The following is a 17,299-nucleotide window of genomic DNA, read 5'->3' as shown; positions in this document are numbered from 1 at the left end:
ACGCGGACACGCGGCAGGGCCGCTCCCCACACACGTAGCAACACGCACTCACGGAGAACGATCATGAGCAAGCGGAACACCCAGGCGAACAAGGCAGCGGCCCGCGAGCGGCTGCGCGCCGAGCGCGAGCGCCAGGCCAAGAAGGACAAGACCCGCAAGCAGCTCGTCGTCGCGGGCTCGGTCGTCGCCGCCCTCGCGGTGATCGGCGGCATCAGCTACGGCGTGACGCAGCTGAACAAGCCGGACGCCTGGGAGACGGCCGCCGACGCGAAGAACGTCACCGCGCCGAAGAACACCTCGGGCAAGGACGGCACCACCGTGGTGGTCGGCGAGTCGAGCGCGAAGAAGACCCTGGAGCTGTACGAGGACGCGCGCTGCCCGGTCTGCGCCACGTTCGAGCAGGGCGTCGGCGAGACCGTCTCGAAGGACGTCGAGGCCGGCAAGTACAAGGTCAGGTTCGTCGGCGCGACCTTCATCGACAACATGGACAACGGCGAGGGCTCCAAGAACGCCCTGAGCGCGCTCGGCGCGGCGCTGGACGTGAGCCCCGAGGCGTTCCTGGAGTACAAGGCCGCGCTGTACTCGGCAAAGTTCCACCCCGCGGAGAGCGACGACAAGTTCGCCAAGGACAGCTACCTCATCGAGGTCGCGGACTCCGTCGACGCCCTGAAGGGGAACAAGGCCTTCCAGAAGAACGTGGAGGACGGCACGTACGACGCCTGGGCGCTGAAGATGTCCAAGACGTTCGACGAGAGCGGTGTGCAGGGCACGCCGACGCTGATGATGGACGACAAGAAGATCACGGCCGAGGGCAGTGAGAACGCCCCCATGACGGCCGACGAGTTCACGAAGGCCGTCGACAAGGCGCTGAAGGCGTAGCGCCTCTCAGGCCCGGGGCCGGCCTCCGCGCGCTCCTACAGGGTGGCCAGGAAGCCGAGTGCGACCTTCCAGGTCTGCTCGGCGGCCGCCTGGTCGTAGTCGTGCAGATCGGGGTCGGTGAACAGGTGCCCGGCCCCGGGGTAGCGGTAGACCTCCACGTCCGCGCCCGTCCGCTGCATCTGGAGGTACCAGCTGTTCAGCCAGTCGTGGGACTCGAAGGGGTCCGGGTCCGCGACGTGCAGCTGGACGGGGAGCTCGTCCACCGAGGCGTTCTCGGCGACGTCCGAGGTGCCGTGGAACAGCAGCAGCCCGCGGGCCTTCGCGTCGCCGAGGGCCAGGGTCTGCGCGGTCGCCGCGCCGAGGGAGAAGCCGGCGTAGACGAGCCCCTGGTCGGAGTAGGGGGCGGCGGCCAGCACGGCGCGCTTCAGCAGCTCCTCCTTGCCGGTCTCCTCCTTGTAGGCCATCCCCTCTTCCACCGTCTCGAAGGTGTGCCCCTCGAACAGATCGGGCACGCGCACCTCGTGGCCGGCGTCCCTGAGGCGCGCGGCCGCGGCGTGCACTGCGGGCCGGAGCCCGTACGTCGAGTGGAAAAGCATGATGTTCATGAAGCCCATGGTGCCATTTGTACCCTGGGGGCTGCCTACAGCCAGGAGGACTGCCCAATGGAGAGCGTGCTGCGCCCGCTGATCGTCATCGGCGGTTCCGTGGTGATCACCCTGCTGGTCGGCTGGCTGGTCGACCGGCTGCTGCGGCGGGCCGACAGCCGTCACCACGAGACGCCGCTGTGGGGGTTGCTGCGGCTCTGTAGGCCTCCACTGCAAGTGGTGATCATCACGGCGCTGCTGCGGGGCAGCTACCGCCAGTCGGGCATCGCCTGGGTGTGGGAGCACCGGGCCGGGATCGGCCAGATCCTGACCCTGGTGCTGATCGGCGCGTCCGCCTGGCTGGTGGTGCGGATCGCGGCGACGGTCGTGGAGGCGAGTTACGCCCGGTACGCGACGGGCACCCGTGACCCGGCCCGGGTCCGCCGGGTCCGAACGCAGGTGACGCTGATCCAGCGGGTGGTCATCGCGGTGGTGACGGTGGTCGCCATCGCGGCGATGCTGCTGACGTTCCCCCCGATGCGCGCGGTCGGCACGTCGATGCTCGCCTCGGCCGGCCTGCTCGGCATCGTCGCGGGTGTCGCCGCCCAGTCGACGCTCGGCAATCTCTTCGCCGGGCTCCAGATCGCGTTCGGCGACATGGTGCGGATCGGCGACACCGTGGTGGTGGACGGCGAGTGGGGCACGATCGACGAGATCACCCTGACGTTCCTGGCGGTACGGACCTGGGACGAGCGGCGGATCACGATGCCGGTCTCGTACTTCACCAGCCAGCCGTTCGAGAACTGGTCGCGCGGCGGGGTGCAGATGACCGGCACGGTCTTCTTCCACCTCGACCACTCCGCTCCGGTCGCCGCGATGCGGGAGAAGCTGCGGGACCTCCTCGGGGACATCGCCACCTGGGACGGCCGGGACTGGTCGCTGGCCGTCACCGACACCACGCCGACCACGATCGAGGTGCGTGCGGTGGTCACGGCGAAGGACGCGGACGACATCTGGACGGTGCGCTGCGCGGTGCGTGAGCAGCTGATCGGCTGGCTGCGCGACCACCACCCGTACGCGCTGCCGCGAATCGCCACCGCGCCCGCCACACTGCCGCCGGGCAAGCAGTGGGCGGAGCTGACGGGCTCCGGGGGCCGATCCAGGAGCAACGGGGCGGCGTCGCCCTCCGACCGGGGCGACGCCAAGGCCCCGCGCACGGGACGCGGCTGACAACGCCGAACGCTCAGCGCAGGGAGCGGAAGTCCAGATACCGCAGCACCCGGTCCACGACCTCCGGGTCGGAGCTGGGCTCGCCGCGCACGGAGAGCACCTCGTGGCGGGCGGTCGACATCATCTCGCGCTGGACACGGCTGACCGCCTTGAAGCGCTCGGCACGCTCGGCGCGGGCCTCGCGCCGCTCCTCGTCGACCATGTCCGGGCTGATCCGGGAGCGAGAAGGTGCCGCTGACGGCGGCGGCGATGGCCACGTGGTGGAGCACGATGGCGGTCACGTCGTTGAAGAGCCCCTCGCCCTCCAGGATCGACACCAGTTGGCGCGGCAGCCCCACGGAGCCCGCCACAGCGGTCGCCGCGACCGGGTCGGGCGGGGCGACGAGCGCGCCGAGGGCAACGGCCGCGGCGATGGGCGGCCCCGGCACGATCGAGTTGGCGACCGCGGCGACGGCGGCACTCAGGCCGGGTGGATCTCCCGCCGCATCGCCCGGTGCGGCATGCCCGCGTCGGGGAACTCGGGGCCGTACGCGACGTATCCGAGCCGCTCGTAGAAGCCGAGGGCGTGGGTCTGGGCGTGCAGGTCGACGGCGGCCAGGCCCAGCTTCCGCGCCTCGTCCTCGATGGCCCGTACGAGGGCCGCGCCGACCCCGAGGCCGCGGGCCTCCCGGCTCACGGCGAGCCGCCCCAGCGAGCCGATCGACGGGTCGCCGCCGGTCTTGCCCGCCGCGTTCGCGCCGTGCAGCAGCCGTCCCGTGCCGAGCGCGGTGCCGTCCGCCGCGACGGCCAGGACATGCACCGCGGTCGCGTCGCAGGCGTCGTACTCCAGCTCCTCGGGCACGTTCTGCTCACCGACGAAGACGTCCTTGCGGACCTGGAAGCAGGCTTGGAGGTCGCTCTCCTCGGCGGCCCTGCGGGTGCTGTACGAGATGGGGGTGGAGCTCACTGGCTCTCCGCGGAGATGGTGTCGAGGGCGTGCTGGAGGTCGGCCGGGTAGGTGCTGGCGAACTCCACCCAGCTGCCGTCGCCCGGGTGCTCGAAGCCCAGGCGCACGGCGTGCAGCCACTGCCGGGTCAGCCCGAGGCGCTTGGCCAGGGTCGGGTCCGCGCCGTAGGTGAGGTCGCCGACGCAGGGGTGGCGGTGGGCGGACATGTGGACCCGGATCTGGTGCGTGCGGCCGGTCTCCAGCTTGATGTCGAGGAGGCTGGCGGCGCGGTAGGCCTCGATCAGGTCGTAGTGGGTCACCGACGGCTTGCCCTCGGCGGTGACCGCCCACTTGTAGTCGTGGTTGGGGTGGCGCCCGATGGGGGCGTCGATGGTGCCGCTCATCGGGTCCGGGTGGCCCTGGACGAGGGCGTGGTACTTCTTGTCGACGATCCGGTCGCGGAACTGGGCCTTGAGCAGGGTGTAGGCGCGCTCGGACTTGGCGACGACCATCAGGCCGGAGGTGCCGACGTCGAGGCGGTGGACGATGCCCTGGCGCTCGGCGGCGCCGGACGTGGAGATCCGGTAGCCGGCGGCGGCGAGGCCGCCGATGACGGTGGTGCCGGTCCAGCCGGGGCTGGGGTGGGCGGCGACGCCGACCGGCTTCATGATCACGACGATGTCGTCGTCGTCGTGGACGATCTCCATGCCCTCGACGGGCTCGGCGACGATCTGGACGGGGGCGGGTGCCCCCGGCATCTCCACTTCCAGCCAGGCGCCCCCGTGGACCCGCTCGGACTTCCCGGCCACCGAACCGTCCACCTGGACCTTCCCGGCTGCGGCCAGCTCGGCGGCCTTGGTGCGGGAGAAACCGAACATCCTGGAGATGGCGGCGTCGACGCGCTCGCCTTCCAGGCCGTCCGGTACGGGCAGGGTGCGGATCTCGGGGTGCGTACTCACCTGTCGAGTATGCCTTGCGCCCGCCGCTCCCCGCGCCGCCCGGTCGGTCCTCAGTCCTTGTGCACGGTCCCGTCGGGGTCCAGGCCCTTGAAGGAGAGGATCACGATGAGGATGCCGCCGCACACGATGGCGGAGTCGGCGAGGTTGAAGACGGCGAAGTGCTTGGGGGCGATGAAGTCCACCACCGCACCCTCGAACACGCCGGGCGCCCGGAAGAGGCGGTCGGTGAGGTTGCCGAGCGCACCGCCCAGGAGGAGACCCAGGGCGATGGCCCACGGCAGGCTGTAGAGCTTGCGGGCCAGCCGGACGATCACCACGATCACGCCGGCGGCGATGATGGTGAAGATCACCGTGAACGCCTCGCCGAACCCGAACGCGGCGCCCGCGTTCCGGATCGCCCGGAACTGCAGCCAGTCGCCGATGATGTCGATCGGCGGCTGGTGCTCCAGCTTCGCGACCACGATCATCTTGGTGATCAGGTCCAGGAGGTAGGCCACGACGGCCACGCTCATGAGTACGAGGACCTTCCGCTTGCCCCGGCCCGCGTTCACGGCGGCGTCGGCGGCCGTGCTGCCGCCCTCGTCCGTGCCCTCTGCATCGGGATTGTCCGGCGTACCGATGATGCGCTCCGCCTCTGCCACGTGAATCCCTCGACCTAGGTGCCTGACTGAGGATGAGGGTACGACACACCTGTGCGGATCAGCCGCGCCGCTCCTGCTTCTGTTTGTCCTCGACGCACAGGGTGGCCCGGGGGAAGGCCTGCATCCGCGCCTTGCCGATCGGTTTGCCGCAGACCTCGCAGAGCCCGTACGTCCCCGTCTCCAGACGGGCCAGCGCCCGCTCGGTCTGCTCCAGCATCTCCTGGGCGTTGGCGGCCAGCGACAGCTCGTGCTCGCGGGTGATGTTCTTGGTGCCGGTGTCGGCCTCGTCGTCGCCCGCGCCGTCGCCGGAGTCCCGCATCAGACCGGCGAGGGCCGCGCCGGAGGCCTCCAGCTCGCTGCGGAGCCGCAGCGTCTCGCTGGTCAGCAGTGTCCGCGCCTCGCTGACCTCCTCGGGCGTCCAGGGGTCCTCCCCGGGCCGGACGGCCAGCTCGTCGGGGGCGGCGGCGCGGGCCGGCGGCACGGGGGCCGTGGCCTGTGCTCCTGCTGCGGAACGACTCGCGCTCTTCTTGGCTACCACCGTGGGGGCTCCCGTCTGCTCGGCGGCCCGGGCCGCCTCCGTGGCCGCCGTTGCGGCCTTTTCCGACGCCTTCTCTGCCGCGCTCTTCTTGCCGGTGCTCTTCCTGCCGGCGGGCTTCTCGCCGACCGTCGTCTTCTTCGCCGCAGCCTTCTTGGCCACGGTCTTCTTGGCCACGGTCTTCCTGGCAGCGGCCTTCTTCACGTTCTTCGCTGTCCTCGTCGCGGGCGCGGCCTCCTGGTCGGCCGGTGGCTCGTGGGTGCCGTCGTGCTCGGCCGCGGTCTCTTCCGCCGTCTTCTTCGCCACCATGGCCGCGGCCCCTTCACATATCGTGATCTTGCTCGCGAATCGTGCTGGGACGATAAATCGACTCCAGCCCCACGGCAACGGGGCACGCCGCCTTCCCGCCCCTCCCGTATCCGGTCGTGGCGCACCTGCCTCCGTTGTTCCCAGCTCCCCGCCCGGTAATCCGGCCCCCGGGCCCCGCCGGGAAGTCCGGGCGCCCCGTCCCGCCAGTCGAGTCACGCCCGCGCGCCGCCGATAATCGGTCGGCCGTCGCCCGTACGGGCCCGTACACTGGCCCCAGCGAGAGGCTTGGATGGGACGAGTAGCGCCGTACGCAGCCAGCAGCGACCCGGGGACGGTGGGAGCCCGGGGGCGAGCGCGTCGTGAAGATCACCCCGGAGCCGCCGGAAGAACGCTCTGCACCGCGGGTCCTCCCACGGACGCAAGGCCACTAGACCCGGCATCGCGACCCCAATGAGGGGGCCACGGGCGCACGCCCGGGGCCAAGGAGGGTGGTACCGCGGGAGCCGAGACGCTCTCGTCCCTCCGACGGAAGTGGAATACGTCCGCCGGAGGAAGCCGCACATGACATCGCCGCAGTACCACCAGGTACCCGCCCAGGTCGACCTGCCCGCACTGGAGCACGCCGTGCTCGACTTCTGGCGCGAGAGCAAGGTCTTCGCCAAGAGCCTCGACCAGTCCGAGGGCCGCCCCGAGTGGGTCTTCTACGAGGGCCCGCCCACCGCCAACGGCATGCCGGGCGCCCACCACATCGAGGCCCGCGTCTTCAAGGACGTCTTTCCCCGCTTCCGCACCATGCAGGGCTACCACGTGGGCCGCAGGGCCGGCTGGGACTGTCACGGCCTGCCGGTCGAGCTGGCGGTCGAGAAGGAGCTGGGCTTCAACGGCAAGAAGGACATCGAGGCGTTCGGCATCGCCGAGTTCAACGCCAAGTGCCGTGAGTCCGTGACCCGGCACACCGACGCGTTCGCCGAGCTGACGACCCGCATGGGCTACTGGGTCGACCTGGACGACGCGTACCGCACGATGGACCCGGAGTACGTCGACTCCGTGTGGTGGTCGCTCAAGGAGATCTTCAACAAGGACCTGCTCGTCCAGGACCACCGGGTCGCCCCCTGGTGCCCGCGCTGCGGCACCGGCCTGTCCGACCACGAGCTGGCCCAGGGCTACGAGACGGTCGTCGATCCCTCGGTGTTCGTCCGCTTCCCCCTCACCTCCGGCCCGCTGGCCGGCGAGGCGGGCCTCCTGGTCTGGACGACCACCCCCTGGACGCTGGTCTCCAACACGGCGGTCGCCGCCCACCCCGAGGTCCGCTACGTCGTCGCGACGAACGGCGAGGAGAAGCTGGTCGTCGCCGAGCCGCTCCTGGAGAAGGCGCTGGGCGAGGGCTGGGAGGCCACCGGCCAGTCGTTCACCGGCGCCGAGATGGAGCGCTGGGCCTACGAACGCCCCTTCGCGCTGGTCGACTTCCCGGCGGAGGCGCACTACGTCGTCAACGCCGAGTACGTGACGACCGAGGACGGTACGGGTCTGGTCCACCAGTCCCCCGCGTTCGGCGCCGACGACCTCGTGGTCTGCCGTGCGTACGGCCTGCCGGTGGTCAACCCGGTCCGCCCGGACGGCACCTTCGAGGAAGACCTCCCCCTGGTCGGCGGCGTCTTCTTCAAGAAGGCCGACGAGGCGCTCACCGCGGACCTGGACGCACGCGGCAAGCTCTTCCGCCACGTCCCGTACGAGCACAGCTATCCGCACTGCTGGCGCTGCCACACGGCGCTGCTCTACTACGCGCAGCCGTCCTGGTACGTCAGGACGACGGCGATCAAGGACCGTCTCCTCCAGGAGAACGAGAAGACCAACTGGTACCCGGATTCGGTCAAGAACGGCCGCTTCGGCGACTGGCTGAACAACAACGTCGACTGGGCGCTCTCCCGCAACCGCTACTGGGGCACGCCGCTGCCGATCTGGCGCTGCGAGGACAACCACCTCACCTGCGTGGGCTCACGCGCGGAGCTCACAGAACTGACAGGCACGGACCAGTCGTCACTCGACCCCCACCGCCCGTTCATCGACGAGATCACCTTCACCTGCACGCACGAGAACTGCCAGTTGGAGGCGTACCGCGTCCCGGAGGTCATCGACGCCTGGTACGACTCGGGTTCGATGCCGTTCGCGCAGTGGGGCTACCCGTACAAGAACAGGGAAGTCTTCGAGAGCCGCTACCCGGCGCAGTTCATCTCGGAGGCCATCGACCAGACCCGCGGCTGGTTCTACACGCTGATGGCGGTAGGGACGCTGGTCTTCGACAAGTCGAGTTACGAGAACGTGGTCTGCCTGGGCCACATCCTCGCCGAGGACGGCCGCAAGATGTCCAAGCACCTGGGCAACATCCTGCAGCCGATCCCGCTCATGGACCAGCACGGGGCGGACGCGGTGCGGTGGTTCATGGCGGCGGGCGGCTCCCCGTGGGCGGCACGCCGGGTGGGACACGGCACGATCCAGGAGGTCGTCCGCAAGACGCTCCTCACCTACTGGAACACGGTCGCCTTCCAGGCCCTGTACGCGCGCACGTCGGGCTGGGCCCCGTCGGCGGCCGACCCGGCCCCGGTGGACCGCACCGTCCTGGACCGCTGGCTGCTGAGCGAACTCAACGCGCTGGTCGACCAGATGACGGTCGCCATGGAGGGCTACGACACCCAGCGCGCCGGCAAGCTGCTCTCGGCATTCGTGGACGACCTCTCCAACTGGTACGTACGCCGCTCGCGCCGCCGCTTCTGGCAGGGCGACAAGGCGGCGCTGCGCACGCTGCACGAGGTCATCGAGACGGTCACCCGGCTGATGGCGCCGCTGACCCCGTTCATCACGGAGCGGGTCTGGCAGGACCTGATCGCCCCGGTCACGCCGGACGCCCCGGAGTCGGTCCACCTCTCCTCCTGGCCGAAGGCGGACGTCTCGGCGATCGACCCGGCTCTCTCCTCCCAGATGGCGCTGGTGCGCCGCCTGGTGGAGCTGGGCCGGGCCACGCGCGCCGAGTCGGGCGTGAAGACGCGCCAGCCGCTGTCGCGCGCCCTGGTGGCGGCGACGGGCTTCGAGTCGCTCTCTTCGGAACTCCGGGCACAGATCACCGAGGAGCTGAACGTCACATCGCTCGCCTCGCTCTCCGAGGTGGGCGGTTCGCTGGTCGACACGACGGCGAAGGCCAACTTCCGCGCCCTGGGCAAGCGGTTCGGCAAGGGCGTGCAGGCGGTGGCCAAGGCAGTGGCGAACGCGGACGCGGCGGCCCTCTCCCTCGCTCTGCGTGAAGGCACGGCCTCGGTGGAGGTGGACGGCGAGCAGATCACCCTCTCCTCCGACGAGGTCATCATCACGGAGACCCCGCGCGAGGGCTGGTCGGTCGCCTCGGACTCGGGCGCGACGGTCGCCCTGGACCTGGAGATCACCCCGGAACTGCGCCGCGCGGGCCTGGCCCGTGACGCGATCCGCCTGATCCAGGAGGCCCGCAAGAACAGCGGCCTGGACGTCGCGGACCGCATCGCCGTCCGCTGGACCTCGACGTCCCCGGCAACGGTGGAGGCGCTCACCGAGCACACGCCGCTGATCGCGGACGAGGTCCTGGCCCTGGACTACGCGCAGGGCGAGGCGGACGAGACGTACGGCGAGGCGTTCGAGGACGAGGGCCTGTCGCTGGCGTTCCGCCTGCGCAAGCAGTAGCCCCGTACGTCTGCGAGGGGCCCGCCGGGAAGCTTCCGGCGGGCCCCTCTGCCGTACCCCCTCAGGGGCGCTGCCCCGCAATCCAGCCCGTCCGGCGCTTGATGGCAACGGGAGGTCCGGGGTGGAGCCCCGGTTTCGGGAAGGGGCGGGTAGGGGAACAGGCCCGCCGCAGGCGCCCCACCCGCACGGCAAAGGGCCGGGCCCCGGGGAACCCCGGGGCCCGGCCCTTTGCCTGCCGACGGCTACGCGCTCAGCGAGCGCGAACCGCTCAGTTGTCGTCCTCGTCGATCAGGAACCCACGCATCGGCGAGGGCGCCTGCTGCATCGGCTGCGGCGCCTGCGGCCGCACCGGCGCCATCGGCTGCGTCATCGCGGGCGACATCTGCTGCTGGCCGCCGTAGGACGGCGCGCCGCCCATGGACTGGCCGCCACCCATCTGCTGGCCGCCGTGGCCACCGTGGTTGGAGCCGCCCATGGAGTGACCCATCGCACCCGCACCGGCCGGGGCCAGCGAGGGGGACGGCGGCAGCGAAGCCGTCGCCGGAGTCCGCGGCGGGGCGAGCGAGTCGTCCGCCTGGGTCTCCAGCTGACGCAGCTGGCTCTCCAGGTAGGACTTCAGCCGCGTGCGGTACTCGCGCTCGAAGCCACGCAGGTCCTCGACCTTGCGCTCCAGCGTCGCGCGGGCCGACTCCAGCGAGCCCATCGCCACGCGGTGCTTCTCCTGCGCGTCCCGCTCCAGGGCGTCGGCCTTGGCGCGCGCGTCGCGCTCCAGGCCCTCGGCACGGCTGCGCGCCTCGCCGACGATCTTGTTGGCCTCGGAACGGGCCTCCGCGATCGCCTGGTCGGCGGTCTGCTGTGCGAGCGAGAGGACACGGGCGGCGCTGTCGCCACCGGGGCCCTGCCCCTGCTGCTGCATCTGCGGCGGCTGCATCTGCTGCATCTGCTGCATCTGCTGCTGCTGGGGGTGCTGACCCATGGGGCCACCCATCGGGCCACCCATGGGACCGCCCTGCATCGGGCCGGGGCCGTGCGGGCCCTGCGGACCGGGGCCGTGGCCGCCCTGGGGGCCGTGGCCACTGGGACCTGCGGGCAGCTGCGGCGCGCCACCGGGCAGCTGGGGCGGACCCATCTGCGGGGGCTGCTGCTGCTGCGGCGGTCCGGATATGGCGGCGGGAACGGGTGCACCCGGGCGGTCCTGCTGCTCCGGAGGCTTGCGCATGCCCTGCTGCTGTTGCTGCTGCTGGTTCTGCGCGGCGGCACGCGTCGCGGCGGCCAGCTTGGCGCGCAGGTCCTCGTTCTCGCGGAGCAGACGGGTCAGCTCCGATTCGACCTCGTCCAGAAAGGCATCGACCTCGTCCTCGTCATAGCCTTCTCGGAGGCGGACGGTCGTGAACTGCTTGTTCCGCACGTCCTCGGGGGTCAACGGCATCTCTTCTTCACCTCTACGTAGTCGTCGGCAGTCGGCAAGACCGTATCGCTCACAACCTGACCACAACGCTGATCAGGATGTAGACGATGATCATCAGAACGAAGAAGGACAGGTCGAGTGCCACGCCCCCGAGACGCAGCGGCGGGATGAATCGCCGCAGAAGCTTGAGCGGTGGATCGGTGACAGTGTAGGTGGCCTCAAGTACGACCACCATCGCCTTGCCGGGTTGCCATGAACGTGCGAACTGGAAGACATAGTCCATGACCAGCCGGAAGATCAGCACGATGAGGAAACACATCAGCGCGATATAGACCACATCCAGTGCGACGCCCATGTCTCGCGCTTCCCTCTCCCCTGGCTCTCGTAGCTCCGGCCTCGTGGCCGGCACCGGCCTCTCGGCCGGGTTGTTCCCGGTGTCGTGTTCTCAGCTCTGGTTGAAGAATCCGCCCTCTGCGATGCGGGCCTTGTCCTCCGCCGTGACATCGACGTTAGCAGGCGACAACAGGAACACCTTCTGCGTCACGCGTTCAATGCTGCCATGGAGACCGAAGACGAGTCCTGCGGCAAAGTCGACAAGTCGCTTCGCGTCCGTATCGTCCATCTCCGTGAGATTCATGATCACCGGAGTGCCCTCACGGAAGTGTTCCCCGATGGTACGGGCCTCGTTGTAGGTCCTGGGGTGCAGCGTGGTGATGCGGTACGGCTCCCGCTCGGACACGACCTTGGGCATGATCACCGGTGCGTTCTTCTCCATGTTCGGGCGTTCAGGTGTGATGGATGCCACGGGGGCGATTCGGGCGGGTCGCCCGCTTTCCACGGGGAGCTGAACCGGCTCGCGCTGCGCGGGCGGTTGCACCACTCGTACCGGTTCGTCCCTTTCGCGCTCACGCTCACGATCCCGCTCGCGTTCCCGCTCCACCTGGTGCGGGGGCTGATGCCGCCGCCGGTCGCGCTCGGGCTCCGGCTCAGGTTCGAATTCGTCATCGGGGTCGAACCCCGGACCGTCGTACCCATCGTCCTCCACGAGGCCGAGGTAGACCGCCATCTTGCGCATCGCGCCGGCCATGCTCCGAGTCCTCCGCTCTGTGGTGGATCGGCATTCGTCACCAAGTGCCCGCGATCCACTGTGGTCTGCCCGCCATGAGCGGTAATGACCATATTTTCTGCTGTGGTCCGACTTGCTTCGCGACGTTACCCGAGCCGGGGTCGGACTCCGAGTACCGCCGTACCGACGCGTACATGTGTCGCTCCGGCCGCCACCGCGTCCTCCAGGTCCCCGCTCATACCTGCGGAGACCATGTTCGCAGCCGGATGACCGGCGCGCAGGCGGGATGAGATTTCCATCAGCCGGTCGAAAGCGGCCCGTTGCCGGCCGGCGTACTCCCCGGCCAGCGGCGCCACGGTCATCAGACCGTCGAGCCGGAGTCCGGGAGCAGCGCCGATCGCGGCCGCCAACTCCTCGACCCCGTCCGGAGCGACACCGCCGCGCTCACCGCGCGCACCGCTCTCCGCGTCCAGGGCGACCTGGACGAGGCAGCCGAGTTCGCGCTCCCCGCGGACCGCGGCGGCGGAGAGAGCGGTGACCAGCTTGACGCGGTCCACCGACTGCACGACATCGGCATAACTGGTCACAGAACGAACCTTGTTCGTCTGCAATTGTCCGACAAAGTGCCACGTCAGAGAAAGATCCGCACAAGCAGTGGCTTTGGGGGCCGCGTCCTGGTCACGATTCTCCGCGACATGGCGCACACCGAGTTCATGCAGGATCCGCACATCGCTCGCGGGGTAGGTCTTGGTGACCACGATCAGGGTCACTTCCTCGCGCTTGCGACCGGCCGCGGTACAGGAGGAGGCGATCCTTTCCTCCACCTGCGCCAGATTCGCGGCGAGTTGAGCCTTACGGTCCGTCATGCCCTATCCGTCCAGCCAGACATATCCGGCGAGCCGCCCGGTGGTGCGGTCGCGGCGGTACGAGAAGTGGTCGCCCGATTCCAGGGTGCAGTACGGCGAGGAGTGCCGGTCCGTCACACCGAGGGCGGCGAGCTGGGCGTGGACTCCGCCGGTGACGTCGACCGCCGGGGTTCCCCAGCTGGTCTCGGACCAGGTGCCGGGGACGGCCTCGGCGACCTCGGCCCGCATCGCCTCCGGTACTTCGTAGCACCGACCGCAGACGGCCGGTCCGGTGTGCGCGGTGATCCGGGAGGGGTGTGCGCCGAGCGCGATCATGGCCTCGACCGCCGCCGGAACGACTCCGGCGACCAGCCCCGGCCGCCCGGCGTGCGCTGCCCCGACGACTCCGGCGACCGGGTCGGCGAGGAGTACGGGGGTGCAGTCGGCGGTGAGGACCGCGAGCGGCAGTCCGCGCCGGGCGGTCACCACCGCGTCCACGGCGGGAATCTCCGCCTTCGCACCCCAGGGTCCGTCCACCACCGCGACGTCCCGGCCGTGCACCTGGTTCATCCAGACGACCCGCGCCGGATCGATGCCCAGGTCGCGCGCCGCACGCTCGCGATTCGCGCCGACGGCGGCGGGGTCGTCACCGACCGCGCCGCCGAGGTTGAGTTCACCGTACGGAGCGGCGCTCACCCCGCCCCACCGGTCGGTGAAGGCGAAATGAGCGCTGCCCGTGACGGGTGCCGCCCGATGCTGACCTATCACTTCAAGAAGTCCGGAACGTCCAGCTCTTCGGCCTGGGTGTCCTGGTAGGGACGGGCCGGCGGGACGTGCGGCGGAGAGACCGGCGGCAGCGCGCTCTCGCTCGAGGCCGACGCGGGGGCGGGCTCGGCCGGGGCCGGGCTCTCCTCGCGCGGAGGTACGGACCCGAGTCCGCCCGTCGGGCGGGTGGACTCGGCGGAGGGCCTGGCCGGGGCGGCCGGCTCCTCGCGCTTGTTGCTGTTCGCGCCGAGGACGTTCTCCCGGCGGGCCGGCGGCTGTCCGCCGTCGAAGCCCGCGGCGATCACGGTGACCCGCACCTCGTCGCCCAGGGCGTCGTCGATGACGGCGCCGAAGATGATGTTGGCCTCGGGGTGTGCCGCCTCACTCACCAGCTGGGCGGCCTCGTTGATCTCGAAGAGACCGAGGTCGCTGCCGCCGGAGATGGAGAGCAGGACACCGCGGGCGCCGTCGATGGAGGCTTCCAGGAGGGGCGAGGAGATCGCCATCTCCGCGGCCGCCACCGCACGGTCGTCGCCGCGCGCCGAGCCGATGCCCATGAGCGCCGATCCGGCCTCGGACATGACCGACTTGACGTCGGCGAAGTCGAGGTTGATCAGACCCGGGGTGGTGATGAGGTCGGTGATGCCCTGGACACCCGAGAGCAGCACCTGGTCGGCCGACTTGAACGCGTCGAGCACGCTGACCTGGCGGTCCGAGATGGACAGCAGGCGGTCGTTGGGAATGACGATGAGGGTGTCGACCTCTTCGCGGAGTTCGGCGATGCCGTCCTCCGCCTGGTTCGCGCGTCGCCGGCCCTCGAAGGTGAACGGGCGGGTGACCACGCCGATCGTCAGGGCGCCGAGCGAGCGCGCGATGTTGGCGACGACGGGTGCGCCGCCGGTGCCGGTGCCGCCACCCTCTCCGGCGGTGACGAAGACCATGTCGGCCCCCTTGAGGACCTCCTCGATCTCCTCACGGTGGTCCTCTGCCGCCTTGCGACCGACGGCCGGGTTCGCCCCGGCGCCGAGGCCCCGGGTGAGTTCGCGGCCGACGTCGAGCTTGACGTCGGCGTCGCTCATCAACAGGGCTTGTGCGTCCGTGTTGATCGCGATGAACTCGACGCCCTTGAGACCGACCTCGATCATTCGGTTGATGGCATTGACACCACCGCCGCCGACACCGATGACCTTGATGACTGCGAGGTAGTTCTGCGGTGCTGCCACGTCGAAGGCCTCTCGCCTCGAGTTACGTGTCGTCGCTCTGCGGTGGCCCCGCGGCGACGACTGATGTCGATGGGGACGGTCCGAACGCCGACCCAAACCCTAACGTTGAAGTTCAGGGTTACCAGTGTGTCTGCTTCCTGGACTCTTCCGAACAGGACACTAAGTCGACAAGCGGCGCACGTTCAACGAACACGCCGAACCTCCCGTTTTTCTTTTCACCCTATGTGATCACCCGTAGCGCTGACCAACCAGGGTGCTGGCCAGCACAAATGCCCGTCAACTCGCCGATACCGCCGGGGCGGTGGGAGCGCTTACGTCGAACTGTCCCGCTTTGGGGGCGGCTTTCATGAGTGCGATGAGCACGCGCGCCTTCACCGGGCCGCCCTCACCACTTCCCCAGGTCACCACACGATCCCGGGTGAGCCGCAAGGAGATCGCGTCGTACGAGGTGACCCGTACGGACTCGGTGTCCTTGGCGACGCCCGCCGGAAGGTCGCCGGCGACCCGGACCGCTTCCCGCAACAGACGGTCACCGCCGAAGCGGCGAAGGCTCGCGGACGGTTCGGGAGTCAGCTCCAGCAGGGGCACGCCCTTCGGCGCCTCGTCCACGGTGGCGAAGCGCACGCCCTCGGCATCCATCTCCACGAACTTCCCGTCCTTCTCGACGAGCAGGACAGGCTTCCGTTCGGTCACCTTAAGGCCGATGCCGTCCGGCCAGGACCGAACGACATCAACTGTGTCGATACGAGGCAACTTCTGGCGCAACCGGCGCTCCATGGCGTCGGTGTCCACGGAGACCAGCGGGGCGCCGATCGGAGTGGCGGCAACCACTTCCACTTCCTCCCGGGTCAGGACCTCGACGCCGCTCGTACTGACCTTCTCGACGCGGAGCCAGGAGGAGCCGTAGAGCACCCAGATCACGAAGGCGGCGAGGAGGGCCACCACCACCGCGATCAGGATCAGCAGCGTACGTCGGCTGATCCGGGGCCCCTCGGGGTCGAGGTCCGGCGGGCGGGCGGAGGTGTCCGCCCGCCCGGGTGCGCCGCGCTGGGCGGTCGTCGGTCCGGCCACGCTCGCTCCTTCACCGGACCCGGGGCACCCGCCCCGGGTCCGCACCGCATCGCGCCGGGCGCCTAGCGGCGCGCGGCGATCGCTTCGTACACCATGCCGACGAGCAGATCGTCGGCGTCGCGGCGGCCGAACTCGGCCGCGGCGCGGGACATTTCGTACAGCCTGTGGGGGTCCGACAGTACCGGCAGGACATTGCCCTGCACCCACTCCGGGGTGAGCGCCGCGTCGTCCACCAGCAGACCGCCGCCGGCGTTGACCACCGGTTGGGCGTTGAGTCGCTGTTCGCCGTTGCCGATGGGCAGCGGGACATAGGCGGCGGGGAGCCCGACGGCGGAGAGCTCGGCGACGGTCATCGCGCCCGCGCGGCAGAGCATCATGTCGGCCGCAGCGTACGCGAGGTCCATCCGGTCCACGTACGGTACCGGGATGTAGGGCGGCATCCCGGGCATGTTGTCGATCCGCGGCAGTTCGTTCTTCGGACCGACCACATGGAGGATCTGGATCCCGGAGCGCTGGAGCAGCGGCGCGACCCGCTGGACCACCTCGTTGAGATGGCGCGCGCCCTGCGAGCCGCCGGAGACCAGCAGCGTGGGCAGGTTGGGGTCGAGGCCGAAGGAGGCGCGGGCCTCCGGGCGGACCCGGGCGCGGTCCAGGGTGGCGATGGTGCGGCGCAGCGGGATGCCGATGTAGCGGGCGCCGCGCAGCTTGCTGTCCGGGGTGGAGACGGCGACCCCGTGGGCGTACCGCGAGCCGATCTTGTTGGCCAGGCCCGGGCGGGCATTGGCCTCGTGAACCACGATCGGCACACCGGCCCGCTTGGCGGCCAGGTAGCCGGGCAGCGCGACGTAGCCGCCGAAGCCGACCACGCAGTCCGCCTTGGTGCGCTCCAGGATCTGCTCGGCGGCCTTGATGGTGCCGCGCAGCCGGCCCGGGACGGTGATCAGTTCGGGCGTGGGCTTACGGGGCAGTGGCACGGCAGGGATGAGCGCCAGCTCGTACCCCCGCTCGGGCACGAGCCTGGTCTCCAGTCCGCGTTCCGTGCCGAGGGCAGTGATGCCCACGGTCGGGTCCTGCCTGCGCAGGGCGTCTGCGAGGGCAAGCGCGGGCTCGATGTGTCCGGCGGTCCCCCCGCCGGCGAGTACGACATGCACCGA

At 70.2% G+C, this 17,299-nt stretch carries 17 protein-coding genes and 1 pseudogene; 3 read left to right on the top strand and 15 right to left on the bottom strand.

Annotation, left to right across the window (positions count from 1 at the left end):
* Window positions 1-63: 63 nt before the first annotated feature.
* The gene (locus IG90_RS0121175; RefSeq protein WP_030586580.1) at window positions 64-879 is read left to right on the top strand and encodes a DsbA family protein; all 816 of its coding nucleotides are present in this window, start codon (window positions 64-66) and stop codon (window positions 877-879) included.
* A 35-nt stretch (window positions 880-914) separates the two neighbouring features.
* Here IG90_RS0121175 and IG90_RS0121170 read toward each other — a convergent pair whose 3' ends face one another.
* On the bottom strand, window positions 915-1,493 hold the full coding sequence (locus IG90_RS0121170; RefSeq protein ID WP_030586577.1) for a dienelactone hydrolase family protein: 579 nt from the start codon (window positions 1,491-1,493) through the stop codon (window positions 915-917).
* A 48-nt stretch (window positions 1,494-1,541) separates the two neighbouring features.
* Between IG90_RS0121170 and IG90_RS0121165 the strand changes: the two genes are divergently transcribed.
* Window positions 1,542-2,693, top strand: coding sequence for a mechanosensitive ion channel family protein (locus IG90_RS0121165; protein WP_030586574.1), 1,152 nt, complete (start codon window positions 1,542-1,544; stop codon window positions 2,691-2,693).
* 13 nt (window positions 2,694-2,706) lie between these two features.
* Here IG90_RS0121165 and IG90_RS46925 read toward each other — a convergent pair whose 3' ends face one another.
* The 6 genes and pseudogenes from IG90_RS46925 to IG90_RS0121140 all read right to left on the bottom strand — a co-directional run bounded on the left by IG90_RS46925 (window position 2,707) and on the right by IG90_RS0121140 (window position 6,062).
* Window positions 2,707-2,895, bottom strand: coding sequence for a hypothetical protein (locus tag IG90_RS46925; protein WP_030586570.1), 189 nt, complete (start codon window positions 2,893-2,895; stop codon window positions 2,707-2,709).
* A 1-nt stretch (window position 2,896) separates the two neighbouring features.
* Window positions 2,897-3,154 (bottom strand): annotated as a pseudogene (locus IG90_RS46920) (cation:proton antiporter domain-containing protein); the annotation flags it as partial.
* Window positions 3,154-3,639: a GNAT family N-acetyltransferase gene (locus tag IG90_RS0121155; protein ID WP_030586569.1), complete on the bottom strand. Its 486-nt coding sequence runs from the start codon at window positions 3,637-3,639 to the stop codon at window positions 3,154-3,156. The pseudogene IG90_RS46920 and the gene IG90_RS0121155, both read right to left, overlap by 1 nt.
* A complete protein-coding gene (locus IG90_RS0121150; protein WP_030586564.1) occupies window positions 3,636-4,577 on the bottom strand; it encodes an RluA family pseudouridine synthase in 942 nt (313 codons plus the stop codon). Before IG90_RS0121150 ends, IG90_RS0121155 begins: the two co-directional genes overlap by 4 nt.
* A 50-nt stretch (window positions 4,578-4,627) precedes the next feature.
* Complete coding sequence (gene lspA / locus IG90_RS0121145; protein WP_030586562.1) at window positions 4,628-5,218, bottom strand: signal peptidase II; 591 nt, start codon at window positions 5,216-5,218, stop codon at window positions 4,628-4,630.
* Window positions 5,219-5,276: 58 nt separating this feature from the next.
* Window positions 5,277-6,062 (bottom strand): TraR/DksA family transcriptional regulator, encoded by a 786-nt coding sequence (locus tag IG90_RS0121140; protein WP_030586559.1) that lies wholly within the window; start codon window positions 6,060-6,062, stop codon window positions 5,277-5,279.
* A 561-nt stretch (window positions 6,063-6,623) separates the two neighbouring features.
* Here IG90_RS0121140 and ileS point away from each other — a divergent pair.
* Window positions 6,624-9,767 carry an isoleucine--tRNA ligase gene (gene ileS / locus IG90_RS0121135; protein WP_030586556.1) on the top strand — a complete coding sequence of 1,048 codons (3,144 nt, stop codon included), beginning with the start codon at window positions 6,624-6,626 and terminating at the stop codon, window positions 9,765-9,767.
* Between the two features lie 268 nt (window positions 9,768-10,035).
* Here ileS and IG90_RS0121130 read toward each other — a convergent pair whose 3' ends face one another.
* The 8 genes from IG90_RS0121130 to murG all read right to left on the bottom strand — a co-directional run bounded on the left by IG90_RS0121130 (window position 10,036) and on the right by murG (window position 17,296).
* Window positions 10,036-11,196: a DivIVA domain-containing protein gene (locus IG90_RS0121130; protein WP_030586553.1), complete on the bottom strand. Its 1,161-nt coding sequence runs from the start codon at window positions 11,194-11,196 to the stop codon at window positions 10,036-10,038.
* Window positions 11,197-11,245: 49 nt separating this feature from the next.
* Window positions 11,246-11,530, bottom strand: coding sequence for a YggT family protein (locus IG90_RS0121125; RefSeq protein ID WP_006123846.1), 285 nt, complete (start codon window positions 11,528-11,530; stop codon window positions 11,246-11,248).
* A 90-nt stretch (window positions 11,531-11,620) separates the two neighbouring features.
* Window positions 11,621-12,262, bottom strand: coding sequence for a cell division protein SepF (locus IG90_RS0121120; RefSeq protein ID WP_030586550.1), 642 nt, complete (start codon window positions 12,260-12,262; stop codon window positions 11,621-11,623).
* A gap of 125 nt (window positions 12,263-12,387) precedes the next feature.
* Entirely contained in the window at window positions 12,388-13,107 is a 720-nt protein-coding gene (locus IG90_RS0121115; protein ID WP_030586547.1) for a YggS family pyridoxal phosphate-dependent enzyme, read from the bottom strand.
* Between the two features lie 3 nt (window positions 13,108-13,110).
* On the bottom strand, window positions 13,111-13,854 hold the full coding sequence (pgeF, locus tag IG90_RS0121110; RefSeq protein ID WP_030586544.1) for a peptidoglycan editing factor PgeF: 744 nt from the start codon (window positions 13,852-13,854) through the stop codon (window positions 13,111-13,113).
* A complete protein-coding gene (ftsZ, locus tag IG90_RS0121105; RefSeq protein ID WP_030586541.1) occupies window positions 13,851-15,074 on the bottom strand; it encodes a cell division protein FtsZ in 1,224 nt (407 codons plus the stop codon). Before ftsZ ends, pgeF begins: the two co-directional genes overlap by 4 nt.
* Before the next feature lie 276 nt (window positions 15,075-15,350).
* Complete coding sequence (locus tag IG90_RS0121100) at window positions 15,351-16,145, bottom strand: cell division protein FtsQ/DivIB (RefSeq protein ID WP_030586538.1); 795 nt, start codon at window positions 16,143-16,145, stop codon at window positions 15,351-15,353.
* 62 nt (window positions 16,146-16,207) lie between these two features.
* On the bottom strand, window positions 16,208-17,296 hold the full coding sequence (gene murG / locus IG90_RS0121095) for an undecaprenyldiphospho-muramoylpentapeptide beta-N-acetylglucosaminyltransferase (RefSeq protein ID WP_007451369.1): 1,089 nt from the start codon (window positions 17,294-17,296) through the stop codon (window positions 16,208-16,210).
* Window positions 17,297-17,299: the final 3 nt, after the last annotated feature.

The organism is Streptomyces anulatus, from assembly GCF_000721175.1.
Taxonomy (GTDB): Bacteria; Actinomycetota; Actinomycetes; order Streptomycetales; family Streptomycetaceae; genus Streptomyces; species Streptomyces anulatus_C.
This window is presented reverse-complemented; position numbering and strand designations above follow the sequence as displayed.